General features: G+C 50.8%; 10 protein-coding genes. 1 reads left to right on the forward strand and 9 read right to left on the reverse strand.

Features of this window, described 5'->3' with window-relative positions:
- Nucleotides 1-329: 329 nt before the first annotated feature.
- From H591_RS0110250 to H591_RS0110285, 8 genes are all read right to left on the reverse strand, one after another.
- The gene (locus H591_RS0110250; RefSeq protein ID WP_022966864.1) at nucleotides 330-1091 is read right to left on the reverse strand and encodes an ABC transporter ATP-binding protein; all 762 of its coding nucleotides are present in this window, start codon (nucleotides 1089-1091) and stop codon (nucleotides 330-332) included.
- The gene (locus tag H591_RS0110255; RefSeq protein ID WP_022966865.1) at nucleotides 1084-2325 is read right to left on the reverse strand and encodes an ABC transporter permease; all 1242 of its coding nucleotides are present in this window, start codon (nucleotides 2323-2325) and stop codon (nucleotides 1084-1086) included. Before H591_RS0110255 ends, H591_RS0110250 begins: the two co-directional genes overlap by 8 nt.
- Nucleotides 2312-3520, reverse strand: coding sequence for an efflux RND transporter periplasmic adaptor subunit (locus H591_RS0110260; protein ID WP_022966866.1), 1209 nt, complete (start codon nucleotides 3518-3520; stop codon nucleotides 2312-2314). The genes H591_RS0110255 and H591_RS0110260 overlap by 14 nt, the downstream gene beginning before the upstream one ends.
- A gap of 21 nt (nucleotides 3521-3541) precedes the next feature.
- A complete protein-coding gene (locus H591_RS0110265; protein WP_022966867.1) occupies nucleotides 3542-4378 on the reverse strand; it encodes a CvfB family protein in 837 nt (278 codons plus the stop codon).
- 130 nt (nucleotides 4379-4508) lie between these two features.
- The gene (locus tag H591_RS0110270; protein WP_022966868.1) at nucleotides 4509-5438 is read right to left on the reverse strand and encodes a chemotaxis protein CheV; all 930 of its coding nucleotides are present in this window, start codon (nucleotides 5436-5438) and stop codon (nucleotides 4509-4511) included.
- 82 nt (nucleotides 5439-5520) lie between these two features.
- A complete protein-coding gene (locus tag H591_RS0110275) occupies nucleotides 5521-7104 on the reverse strand; it encodes an FGGY-family carbohydrate kinase (RefSeq protein WP_022966869.1) in 1584 nt (527 codons plus the stop codon).
- Nucleotides 7101-8759 (reverse strand): glycerol-3-phosphate dehydrogenase/oxidase, encoded by a 1659-nt coding sequence (locus tag H591_RS0110280; protein ID WP_022966870.1) that lies wholly within the window; start codon nucleotides 8757-8759, stop codon nucleotides 7101-7103. Before H591_RS0110280 ends, H591_RS0110275 begins: the two co-directional genes overlap by 4 nt.
- Nucleotides 8752-10359, reverse strand: a complete 1608-nt coding sequence (locus tag H591_RS0110285) for an FAD-binding oxidoreductase (RefSeq protein WP_022966871.1) — start codon at nucleotides 10357-10359, stop codon at nucleotides 8752-8754. Before H591_RS0110285 ends, H591_RS0110280 begins: the two co-directional genes overlap by 8 nt.
- A gap of 313 nt (nucleotides 10360-10672) precedes the next feature.
- Between H591_RS0110285 and H591_RS0110290 the strand changes: the two genes are divergently transcribed.
- Nucleotides 10673-11698 (forward strand): AraC family transcriptional regulator, encoded by a 1026-nt coding sequence (locus H591_RS0110290; RefSeq protein ID WP_022966872.1) that lies wholly within the window; start codon nucleotides 10673-10675, stop codon nucleotides 11696-11698.
- A gap of 93 nt (nucleotides 11699-11791) precedes the next feature.
- Here the strand turns inward: H591_RS0110290 and thrH are convergent, their stop codons facing one another.
- A complete protein-coding gene (thrH, locus tag H591_RS0110295; protein WP_022966873.1) occupies nucleotides 11792-12409 on the reverse strand; it encodes a bifunctional phosphoserine phosphatase/homoserine phosphotransferase ThrH in 618 nt (205 codons plus the stop codon).
- Between the last annotated feature and the right edge of the window lie 41 nt (nucleotides 12410-12450).

The following is a 12450-nucleotide window of genomic DNA, read 5'->3' on the forward strand; positions in this document are numbered from 1 at the left end:
ATAAAACTGAATAGACCAGCGCAGAGCAATGGTTTTAAAAGCGCCATGCGCCAAATTCGCAGGCAACACCGATAGTCAATGAGTACCTTGTTAGTGTCGCGACAAGCGAGCCAGGGATGGCGGAGCGCCCGAATCGGGTCAGGATGACCCGTTGAGGGAAAAGCGATACGAGCAAGGTACGGCGTATACAAATCGCTCAATATACTTGGCTTTATTAGAAACGATAATTTGGTGCACGCCGTACTGCGGGCAAGCTGCCCGCGCGCCCAGACACACAGCAGCTTTTAAGTAATCAAGATTTACGGGCAGACTTGCCCGCGCTCCCATTTTTACAGGGGGCTGGCGAACAAACTTGGTAAATCTCTCGATGCACCATCATAAACAACACGGCCATCCGTCAGACGAATGGTGCGCGGGCAGCGCGAGCTTAAACGCGGATCATGCGTCACAATCACAATTGCGCACTGATGCTCTACGTTAAAACGCTCAAATAAATTAAACACTTCATCCGCAGATTGCGTATCAAGGTTACCGGTGGGCTCATCCGCCAACACTAACGCCGGTCGCGTCACCAAGGCCCGAGCAATCGCTACACGTTGTTGTTGTCCGCCGGATATGCGGTTGGTTGACTCATGGATAAACTTAGTCAGACCCACCTCGCCCAACAAGTATTCTGCGTAAGCAATTTGCTCAGGCGAAGGCTTGCCATAACGCAACATCAACGGCATCAACACATTGTCCAATACGCTAAAAGCACTGATCAGATGGTGAAACTGAAAGACAAAACCAATCGACTCACTGCGCAATTGCGTACGCTGCTGCTCGGTCAAACCTTGCACCAGATGCCCTTGAATGCGCAGCTCACCGGCTGAAGCGACATCCAACAAGCCCATGACATTGAGCAAGGTACTTTTACCAGAACCGGAAGTGCCCACCAGAGCCACTAACTCACCACGACTGACCTGCAATGAAATATCATGCAGCACATGGTTTTTCAGCGGCGTATCAGCATTAAAAATCTTATTGATTTGATCGAGTTGTAACACCACCTGCTGGCCGCTGGCGTGGGCTAATAACGGTGATTTAGACATAACGAATCGCCACGGCCGGATCATATTGAGCCGCTCGACGGGCGGGCACCATCGCAGCGATTACACCGGACGCCGTAGCAATTAAAATCGCTGATAACAACATCGAAGGCTCCAAGCGAATCACAAACAAACGCTCATCGATACCATTAAACACCTGCACCAAGACATAGCCCACCATCACCCCTAAGAGTGAACCGCAGAGCCCCAAAAGACCGCCTTGTAAGAGAAACACCCGTAAGATTTGCTGCTGCGAACTGCCCATCGCCCGTAAAATACCGATCTCACGGGTACGCTGCACCACGCTGACGGCCAAGACACTGGCAATGCCGAAAATCACCGACATCGCGACAAATACCCGAATCATTTGTGTGGTCATGGTTTGTGAGCGTAAGGCGTTGAGTAACTGGCCATTACTTTCCATCCAGCTTTGCACATGTAAATCGGTGAGTTGCTCAATGCGCTGCGCCCAATACTCGGCAGTAAATACATCAGAAATTTTCAATTCTAAAATCGTGATGCCGCCGGGCAGATTCAGTAAGGTTTGTGCTTGCTTCAGATCGGTATATACATAGCGACTGTCTAATTCGCGCACGCCCAGCTCAAACACACCGGCAACATCCATGATAGCTTGGCGATTATCACCTGCGTCTAAACGCAGTTTGTCACCTGTGCGCAGCCCTAAATCCTCAGCCAACTTACTGCCAATCATGACATCACTGGCGCCGACACTAAAACGCCCTTCCACAAGATAATCTTTGAGCTGGATAATCCCAGCATAACGCGCAGGGTCAATGCCCATCAGCGCCACTGAGGCTCGCGCATTACCTTTTTGTGCAAAGGCTGGGCCGGAAATAAGCGGCGATACCGTGTGTAACCCAGGATAGTGATCCAAGGCATCACGAACTTCCTGCCAGTTATTAATGGTTTGCAAACGCTGCGCACGTGGGCTTTCTAACGCCCAAACATAAGTATCTTCGGGTGTTGCAGAAAAATTATTATGCTGCTGGGTTGCTTCAATACGGATGTGTGCTTGGGTGCCGAGAGTGCGTTCAATCACGTTATTTTGCAGGCCCATCATCAAGGCAGTGATAAACACAATAACCGCGGCACCCACCGAAATAGCCACGCTGATCAATAACGTCTGCAGTGGATTATCCGCCAAAAAACGCAGAGCAATGCGCCACTCAATCCATAACGAATGACGCAAGCCGACAATTTGGCTAACGAATGACATGCTGCGCCTGCTCGAAACGTACACGAGCGCGCTGACCATCACTGACCTTACCAGCCTGCACCACGACATCACCTTCAGCCAGGCCAGAAAGAATTTCGCTGTGGGTCATATTGCGCAAACCCAGTTGCACATCAAGCGCACTGACGGCGCCATCCTGCCAACGCAAAACCTGAGTCTGTCCAGCCGATGAAGTCAGTAGATAATCATTGGGTAGCACTAAGGTGCGCTCACGCTCGGCAGCAATGATATTGGCCGATACCGTCATGCCCTGGAGAAAAATATTGCGCTGTTTCGAGTCATCCGCCAACACGCTGATATGCACATCGATGGTGCCGCGCGAACTGTCGACTGCAGGCGCAATAAAACTCACCACGCCGGGCACTGTTTGTTCTGGCCAGGCATCAGCGATCAATTGCACCGGTTGCTGTAGCTTGAGCGGAGCAAAGTTTTTTTCATCCAGCGCAACAACCACTTCTAAGCCATCACTGGCAACGCCATCACGGTCCAAGCCATCACTGCGGGCAATTTCCAGCAGTACTTTACTTGGCTGCACTAAGTCGCCTGGCTCAACATTACGGGTTTGTACACGGCCAGCAAAAGGCGCATAGATACGGGTTTTCGCCAGTTCTGCCTCGGCGCTAACAATACGCTGCTGAAGTAATTGTTCTTCCGTACCGTCCACCGCCAAAGAGTCGACTGCAAGCTGGGCGCGGGTTAAGGCTGTTTTAGCATTAAGCTCAATGCGCTGCGCTTGCTCAACTTGCTCGGCAGAAATAACACCTTTAACTGCCAGCGCTTCACGGCGGCGAGCTTCGCGACTGACTTGGCGCAGATTATCACGCGCCTCGGTTAAAGCCGCTTGCGCTTGCGGGCGACTGACTTCACGCAGTTGCTGCAGCAGGGTTTTTGCTTGAGCTAAACGTGCTTGCAACTCGTCTGGATTAAGCTCGATCAGTAAATCATCTTTACTGACCCGATCGCCTTCACGCACATGCCGCGCCAACGCAGTACCCGTGATCTCGCTACCAATGCGCGCCAACGACTGGTAGCGCACTTCGCCACTGGCCACAATGCGCAGTTCCAGCGGCATAAACTCGACAGTTAATCCAGGCAACACAGGGCCGCGCCATTTCTGCACGCCGAACACAACAGCGACGCACAGTGCAGCAACTACTAGTCCATAAACAATGCGCATTTGAGCCTCGTTACAGCAGCATTAAACCAGTTCAATTCCATCTGGAAGGATACGAATGACACCATGCTTGTACAGGCCACCAATGGCTTTTTTAAAGTTGCCTTTACTGACACCAAACATATCAGCAATCTCATTGGCTGGGCTTTTGTCGCTGAGCGGCAAACGGCCGTTGCTAGCATCCAGTTTAGCCAGAATTGCTTCGCTCAAACTGTCACGCAACTCACGACCTTGTGGTTGTAAGCTGAGATTGATCAAACCATCGTCACGAATTTCACGGATAAAGCCACGCTCTTGCATACCACCACGCAAAAATTTAAAGGCTTCATTTTTATGAATGAGCCCCCAATGCTTGCCGTTGATAATCGCTTTAAAACCTAAATCAGTCGGTTCAACAATCAGCAAATCAACTTCTTCACCGACTGTATAATTAGCTGGCGTAAGATCGAGGTAACGGTCTAAACGAGCCGTTGCAGTAATGCGCTTGGTGCGCTGATCAATGTAGGCATACACCACACAGTAGTCGCCCTCTTGCAGCGGACGCTTTTCTTCAGAGTGCGGCAGTAACAAATCTTTGTTTAAGCCCCAATCTAAAAACAAACCAATGCGGTTGATATCCACCACTTTTAGGCTGGCAAACTCACCCACTTTGACTTTTGGTTTGCGCGTCGTCGCGATGATGCGGTCTTCACTGTCCAAATAGACAAAGACGTTGAGCCAATCTTCATCTTCACAGGGTTCATCTTTGGGCATTTCACGCCGCGGTAAAAGAATATCCCCATCAGGGCCGCCATCCAAATACACGCCAAAATCAGCCTGTCGAATGATCTGCAGGGTATTCATATCTCCAATCAAAGCCATGCGTATGCACCTTAGTTAAGCCTTTAATGTGGCTATTATGCCTGTTTAATGGCTCGACGAGGTTGATTAAATGCCGCACAGCCCTGTCAAACACGATCCTTTTGAAGTTAGCGTCACAAGATTTAGGCAATTAGCTCTCATCGACTAATAAGCGCTCATGAATAACATCAGCTAAACGATCGGGTTGAAATTTAGACAAGAAGTTATCACAACCAACTTTTTCGACCATTGCTGCGTTAAAACTTCCAGAAAGCGAGGTGTGCATCACCACATACAGATCGCGCAAGCGCGGATCATTACGAATTTCCGTGGTGAGTCGATAGCCGTCCATTTCAGGCATTTCGGCATCGGTAAACACCATTAATAGTTTTTCAGTCAGCACCTCACCTTGATCGGCCCATCGTTGCAACTGCTGTAAACCTTTCAGACCATCAGTGGCTTTATGCACGGTAATACCTAGCTGCCCCAAAGCGTCGGTTAACTGATTAAGAGCTACGGTTGAGTCATCAATAATCAGTACTTCGCGACCACGCGCTTTAGCCAACAAGGGATTATTAAGCTTTTCTGCAGAAATTGTTGTGTTCATTGGCACTATTTCTGCGAGCACTTTTTCGACATCAATAATTTCTACAATAGCCTCTTCAACGCGGGTAATCGCGGTTAAGTAATGCTGACGACCAGCTGTTGTTGGCGGTGGCTGAATAGACTCCCAGTTCAGGTTAACAATACGCTCGACGCTACCAATCAAGAAGGCTTGGATGGAACGGTTATATTCCGTAACAATCACGGTGCTATTTTCATTTTGCACCAGCGGACGCATACCGATTGCTTGGGCTAAATCAATCACCGGAATTGTTTTACCACGCAAAGTAATCACACCACACATGTGCGGGTGACGCTGAGGAATCAAAGTCAACTTAGGTAAACGCACCACTTCTTGTACTTTAAAGACGTTGATGGCAAACAATTGGCGACCGTGCAAGCTAAACATCAAGATTTCTAAACGGTTCTCTCCAACGAGCTGTGTGCGCTGATCAACACTATCAAGAATACTGGCCATCAATAACTACCTTTTAAGAGCGGAATACAAAGCTATCGGCCAACCTAGAAAAAGCATAAATGACCAATGGCCCTACCTTAACCTACTTTGGATAACCGGTGATACGCCGAATACTTTGGTACAACGGTTGCAGTCGTTTATACATCTTGCAGTACACCTCTGCGTAAAGCTTATTGTACAAAGCATGGTTGTGCTGATTAGGCAAAAACACTTGCGCTGTGCGTGTCATGCTCTGTACTGCGGTAGTAAAATCAGGCTGCAAACCGACACCGATCATGCAGGCAATCGCCGCGCCCAACCCTGAGGTTTCAATGGTATGTGGGCGCTCAACCGGCAGGCCGAAAATATCCGCCGTTATTTGTAAAATCGCATCACTTTGCGAGCCACCGCCGGATACGCGTAAGCGCTGAATCGGTACGCCACTGCGTTTTTCGATTTGCTCTTTGCCTTGGCGTAAACCATAGGCAAGGCCTTCTAAAATCGCTCGATAAATATGCGCGCGGGTGTGTACATCACCAAAACCAATAATTGCACCTTTGGCGTCCAGCCCCGGCTCACGCACGCCGGGGGACCAATAAGGCTGCAGCATCAAGCCCATGGAGCCAGCTGGTACTTGCTCGATTAACTCTTCAAATAACGACTCAACACTGACGCCCAAACGCTCTGCGCGCTGTTGCTCACGCAGGCCAAACTCACGCTTAAACCAACTGACCATCCAAAAGCCACGATAAATCATCACTTCGGTGGTGAAGTGCTGGGGAATTGCCGCCGGATACGCCGGAATCAAGCGCGTCACTTCCAGATATTTACTGCGCGTGGTGTTGATGGTGGCGGTGGTGCCATAGGATAAACAGGCAATGCTTTCATCCACTGCGCCCGCACCTAAAACCTCACAGGCTTTATCCGCTGCAGCGGCAATAATAGGTAAGCCCTCTGGCAGACCTGTATGCAAACTGGCTGCAGCATGCACGTGGCCAAGCAATTCACCCGGCTCGATTAACTCCGGTAGCTGATCGGGGCGCACCGCCAACGCCAGCCACTTCCAATTCCCCTTCTTCGCCCAGCGCAGCTTTTTATAATCAAAAGGTAAATAGCCAACACAACTGGCCACAGAGTCAACAAAACGTCCACTCAATTGGTAATTTAAATAGCCGGACAGCAGCAGAACTTTATGGGTTTTCGCATAAATATCAGGCTGATACTCGGCGACCCAGTTGACTTCAGCTTGGCTACGAAAATATTGAACAATGCCGCTCAAACCGACCAATTTAAACAGGCTGCGCCAAGGATTAGGCAGCGGCTGAGTGACATCAGCCAGTCGCTGATCCAACCACACTATCGCTGGCCGCAAGGCCTGCCCTTGCTGATCCACATGCACAACAGTGCCGCGCTGGGTGGTGACACTGACGCCTTTAATTTGCGTTTTATCAATGCTGATCTGCTGCCAGAGTTGCTGACAGGCCTGCCCCACCGCTTGCCAATAGTAATCAGCTTCTTGTTCCGCCCAGCCGGGTTGCGTTGAGACATAAGGCTCAATCTCGATTCGGCTTAAACCATGCAGGTGACCTGCCGCATCAAACAGCATGGCACGAACACTTTGTGTGCCGTTATCAATGCTCAGCACATAGTCTTTTGTCGAATCATTTAACGCCTGCTCTGCGCTCATAAACCCACCACTGCAGCACTGGGCAAACTATAAAACTGCTGATAAATCCTTAAATAACGCTGCTGCTCCTCAACCCAACGCTGGTCATCCCAGGCTAAACGCGGCTGACACAGCTCACGCACCTGCTCAAGCACGGCCACAGCCCCCTGCGCCAACAATAAACCGAGGCGGGTGCGGCGCAATAACAAGTCATCCAAATGAATCACTAACTCATGCTCGCAAGCAAAAGCCAATTCAGCCCAGTAAATCGGGGTAGTGCTGACCTGTTGCATGCCCACTTCGCTAAACACTGCACAAAACGCTGGCCAATTAGCGCGATAACGGCCATAGAGGCGACGCTGCACGCTACTGGATAACCCTGCTAAGCAATCATTCGCAGGACGCGGTGCCGACAGACTGTGCGCCTGCGCGGTTTCTTGCATTGAACAGCCATTAAATAGCGTACAGGCTTGCAGCATTTCTAACGCCAGTAAACGAAAAGTAGTGAGTTTGCCACCAGATAGACTGACGCAACCCGGCTCGATCCAGAGCATGTGCTCGCGTGATTCATCCGAGGGTTTATGCGCTTCTCCGGTAGTTTTCACCACAATCGGGCGCACCCCAGACCATGTCGAGATAATGTCCTGCTCAGTAATCTGCGCACTCGGAAAGACCTTAGCGCAACCGGCGAGCAGGTAATCCACTTCAGCTTGGCTGATTGCTGCTTCTTGGTTGAGATCATCCTTATGATCAATATCAGTGGTGCCAATCACCGTGGCACCTTCCCATGGGAAGATGAACATTAAACGTTTATCAATGGGGTGTTTAAAACTCACCGACTGGCTGACCGGCAAACGCCAACTGGGTAAGAGCAAATGACTGCCGCGCAACGGACGAATGTCATGTTGTTGCTTGCTTAGTCCTGCCGCATCGGTCCACACCCCAGTGGCTTGCGCCAGCGCTTTACAGGTCAAGTCAAACTGCGCGCCGGTCAAAGTGTCTTCAATACGCACACCGCTGACACGCTGCTCAACATCCCCTGCAGCGGCGGCATTATCGTCGCTGCATAAACGCTCTAGCACGCGCAAATTACTCACCACACAGGCACCTAGCGCACGAGCCTCTGCCAGCACATGCATGACTAAGCGCGCATCGTCAGTCACGGCATCTTGAAACTGACTGGCTCCTTGCAAATGCTCTTGCTGTAAGCCATCCACCACCATCGGCACTTGCCACGGTGGGTGAAACTGCTGCAAAGATTGCCCAGCAAAACCATCGTAAAGACGCAATACCCAAGAAAAAACCCAGCGCCCGGGAAACTCACCCTGATAATGTGGGTATAAAAACGGCAGTGGTTCAACCAAACCCGCTTCGTTATCCAACAATAGCTGGCGTTCACGCACGCTATCACGGGTTAAAGCGAACTCACCTTGGCTGATATAGCGCAAACCACCGTGCACCATTTTTGAAGAACGGCTCGATGTACCCCAAGCAAAGTCCCGCTGCTCCACTAACAAGCAACGCCAGCCGCGCTTCGCGGCTTCGCGAATCACTCCAGCACCGGTGATGCCGCCACCCATCACAATCAAATCCCAAGTCTGCTGAGCCAACTCAGGCAGCACCTGTTCACGCCATGCTTGCGTCCAGTTAGTGCGCTGCGTGGTTGCACTAGTCATGGCGCTTATCCATCAGCAGCACACCGGGTGCCAGCTGTTGTTGTGGGTCCAAACGATCCACCACCGCCTGAATCGCAGCAATGCCCAACTCACCTTTCTCTTGCGCCAACCAAGGCGCGTGATCACGGCCGACACCATGTTGATGACTGATGGTGCCTTGATTGTCGGCAATGGTTTGGCTGGCGAGGGTTTTAAGCTTGCGCCAGTTTGCCAGTGTTTGTGCGTAGTCCTTACCACAGGCAAACACATAGGTGGTGTAAATGCTCGAGCCTTGCCCATACACATGGGACAAGTGTGAGAACACATGCACCTGCTGACCTTGCTCGGCTAGACCGTCACGCAAGCTTTGCTCAACCTTGTTCATCAATGGCAGTACATTGCCCCATTGTGTTGCGGTTTCTAAGGTATCCACCACATAACCGGCCTTCCACAAGGCTTCGCGTAAATAAGGGAAACGAAAACGTCCTTGCTGCCATTTATTGCCAAGAAAACGTCCGGTAAACACCGCACCATGCTTTTTTAAACGACGCTTAGCTTGGCGCAACGACAGCGCATTTTGCCGACGATCACCGGTCACGCCAAAGGTCAGTAAGCATTTACCTTCGCTGCAACCACGCAAAGTTAAGTAACGCTCCAGTACACCAATCATGCGCGGATGACCGGCCAGCGCCAATTGCGTCGTGGTCTCCACCGCATTGGATAAACGCAACATCGACAGCGGAATGCGCGCCTGACTCAACTCACGCATCGCCTCCTGTGCCTGCTGCCAAGACGGCAGAAACACGCCATAAAAACGCTCATCATCGGGCAAACGGGTCACCCGCACTTTCACTTGCGAAATGATACCGAAACGCCCTTCCGAGCCCATCACCCACTCACGTAAATCAGGACCCGCCGCCGAGGCTGGATAACAGGGCAACGACCAGGTTCCAGCAAAGGTTTCTACTTCGCCGCCAGCAAACAACTGTTCAATACGACCATAGCGCAGCGATTGCTGACCACTGGATCGACTGGCGACCCAGCCTCCTAAAGTGGACAGTTCCCACGACTGCGGAAAATGCCCCAAGGTATAACCACGCGCGCGCAATTGATTTTCCACTTGTGGGCCATTAGCGCCAGGACCAAAAGTAGCGAGCAAGCTGTCTTCATCCAGATCCAGCAGCTGATTCATCCGCGCCAAAGAAACGGTCAACACCGGTCGTGTATCGGCTTGCGGATTAATATGTCCCGCCACCGAGGTACCGCCACCATAGGCAATCACTACGATATTTTCCGTTGCTGCCCAGGCTAATAACTCACGAATATCAGCGGCAGATTCTGGAAACGCCACACCATCAGGGAATACGCCAAAATCACCGCTGCGCATTGCCAGCCAATCCGGCAAGCTTTGTCCGCGCGCATGGCGCACCCGTGTTTCAGCATCGACACTGACCAGTTGGTGCGCTGGTAGACGTGAAGGCGGAACTTGCGCCATCACCTCGTCTAAGCTGGCATCAGGCAGTACCTGACCACGGCCCACCAGACTCTGTAAAAAATCTGCGCCCTGCTCTGGCAACTCCATCGTCGTAGCGCTGTCGCCCCATCCGTTCCAACGTCGCATAGCCACCTCATCATTTATTATTGTCATTTGTCGATATTGTCTAAATTGACTTTAGAAGCCTCTGAATAACGTTACCGAGGACGCTAGCACAAGGCAAAAACGTACGAGAAAGCGCAGTTTACACCGAGTAAATGAGCATTTTGAGTACGTTTTTAACGCAGTGATAGCTACGCAGGTAGTTATTCAGCGGTTTCTTTAAACTGAGCATAGCGCTGTTACCCAGACAAACCGAGGTCAGATTACACCGCACGAGTAGCCAATTACGCCAACTGCGTTTAGGATAAAACCACTAAACAATCATGTGAAAACACCTATGCACACACTTGGCACCACTTCTGTTGCAGCGCTTTGGCGTTATTTAGACTATGCCGAGGATCAGCAACTGGATACCAACGCTGCATTAGCTGCGGCACAGATCAGTTCAGAACAGCTTAAAGACAGCAATAGCCGCGTGTCTTTACAGGCCTTCGAAGAATTATTAAGCCATTTATTAGCGCAGCGACCACAGCCGTTGTTTGGTTTAAACGCGGCGCGCCACGTGCAGCCTGCGTCTTGGCATGTACTGGGTTATATCACCATGAACTGCGCCACCTTAGGCGATGCCTTAGACCGTATTATTCCCTTTGAAAAGCTGGTCAGCGACAGCGGCACCACGCAACTACAAACTCGTGGCAGCGCCATTGAATTGACCTGGCATTGCCAACATCAAGCGCCGTTACTGCGTCAGCATCTGAGTGAAAATGTATTAGCCGCTTGGCTGCTTTACGCGCAATGGTTGGTCGATGATGCCAGCGCACCGTTAAAAGTCAGCTTTGCCCACCCGCAACCCAGCGGCACCACAGTGCAAGATTACCAAGCGCTCTTCGCCTGCCCAGTGGCGTTTAATCAAGCACACAATGCTTTGCTGATCCCAGCGAGCTACTTGCAACTGCCCGTGCGCCAAGCCGATGCCATGTTATTACACACCTTAGAGCAGCACGCCAGTAGTCTACTCAATCAGCTGCAAGCACCGACGCAACTGTCTTTTACTGCACAGGTGAGTCATGCGATAGAAGAGATTTTAGCCAACCGTGTACCACGCCAAGAAGAAGTGGCGCAGCATTGCGCTCTATCACTGCGCACCTTGCAACGACGCTTACAGGAAGCCGGCAGCAGTTATCAACAACTGCTCGATGAAGTACGTTTTGCTCAGGCCAAAACTCAACTGAGCGGCACACAAAAACCATTGCACAGCATTGCCGAGCAATTGGGCTTTATTGAGCCGCGTTCATTTTTCAGGTTTTTTAAAAGTAGAGCAGGCGTAACGCCGGGGGAATACAGAAAGCAGCACAAAGCCTAGCGGGTTCTGTATCTAGGTGTGGAGTAGAGAGTGTCTGGGCTGCTTAGACTGCACGATCAAGCCGCACAAGCTAAACAACCCAAACAGAAACCGTTACAGGCTGAGCTGACGGTTTGAAGCTTTAATGAATTCTTTTTTCAGATCATCAAAAGTATGTACTGCAGGGAACTGCGGGAACTGCTCAATCACGTTGTCTGGCGCGTGGAATAAGATGCCCGCATCCGCTTCGCCCAGCATAGTGGTGTCATTGTAAGAGTCACCGGCAGCAATAATGCGGTAGTACAGGGTTTTCAACGCCAGCACAGATTGACGCTTAGGGTCTTTTTGACGCAACTGATAGTCAACCACACGGCCGTTCTCATCGGTTACTAGCTTGTGGCATAGCAAGGTTGGGAAGCCCAGTTGGCGCATCAATGGCTGCGAAAACTCATAAAACGTATCGGATAAAATAATGACTTGGAAACGCTCACGCAACCAATTAACAAACTCCACCGCGCCGTCTAAAGGTTTGAGCGTAGCGATCACTTCTTGAATGTCGTTTAGGGTCAAACCGTGTTCATCCAAAATACGCAGACGTTGCTTCATCAGCACATCGTAATCAGGAATATCACGTGTGGTCGCGCGCAAGGATTCGATACCAGTTTTTTCTGCAAAGGCAATCCAGATTTCTGGAACCAATACACCCTCAAGGTCAAGGCAGGCGATTTCCACAGCAATTCCTCATCATATAAAAAAGAGGCACTCTAGCCGCT

The sequence above is a fragment of the Denitrificimonas caeni DSM 24390 genome, from assembly GCF_000421765.1.
Lineage (GTDB): Bacteria > Pseudomonadota > Gammaproteobacteria > Pseudomonadales > Pseudomonadaceae > Denitrificimonas > Denitrificimonas caeni.

Excerpts from the sequence above, each read along its gene's own strand:
- H591_RS0110250 (WP_022966864.1), bottom strand. The coding sequence starts at position 1,091 with ATGTCTAAATCACCGTTATTAGCCCACGCCAGCGGCCAGCAGGTGGTG.
- H591_RS0110255 (WP_022966865.1), bottom strand. The coding sequence starts at position 2,325 with ATGTCATTCGTTAGCCAAATTGTCGGCTTGCGTCATTCGTTATGGATT.
- H591_RS0110260 (WP_022966866.1), bottom strand. The coding sequence starts at position 3,520 with ATGCGCATTGTTTATGGACTAGTAGTTGCTGCACTGTGCGTCGCTGTT.
- H591_RS0110265 (WP_022966867.1), bottom strand. The coding sequence starts at position 4,378 with ATGGCTTTGATTGGAGATATGAATACCCTGCAGATCATTCGACAGGCT.
- H591_RS0110270 (WP_022966868.1), bottom strand. The coding sequence starts at position 5,438 with ATGGCCAGTATTCTTGATAGTGTTGATCAGCGCACACAGCTCGTTGGA.
- H591_RS0110275 (WP_022966869.1), bottom strand. The coding sequence starts at position 7,104 with ATGAGCGCAGAGCAGGCGTTAAATGATTCGACAAAAGACTATGTGCTG.
- H591_RS0110280 (WP_022966870.1), bottom strand. The coding sequence starts at position 8,759 with ATGACTAGTGCAACCACGCAGCGCACTAACTGGACGCAAGCATGGCGT.
- H591_RS0110285 (WP_022966871.1), bottom strand. The coding sequence starts at position 10,359 with ATGCGACGTTGGAACGGATGGGGCGACAGCGCTACGACGATGGAGTTG.
- H591_RS0110290 (WP_022966872.1), top strand. The coding sequence starts at position 10,673 with ATGCACACACTTGGCACCACTTCTGTTGCAGCGCTTTGGCGTTATTTA.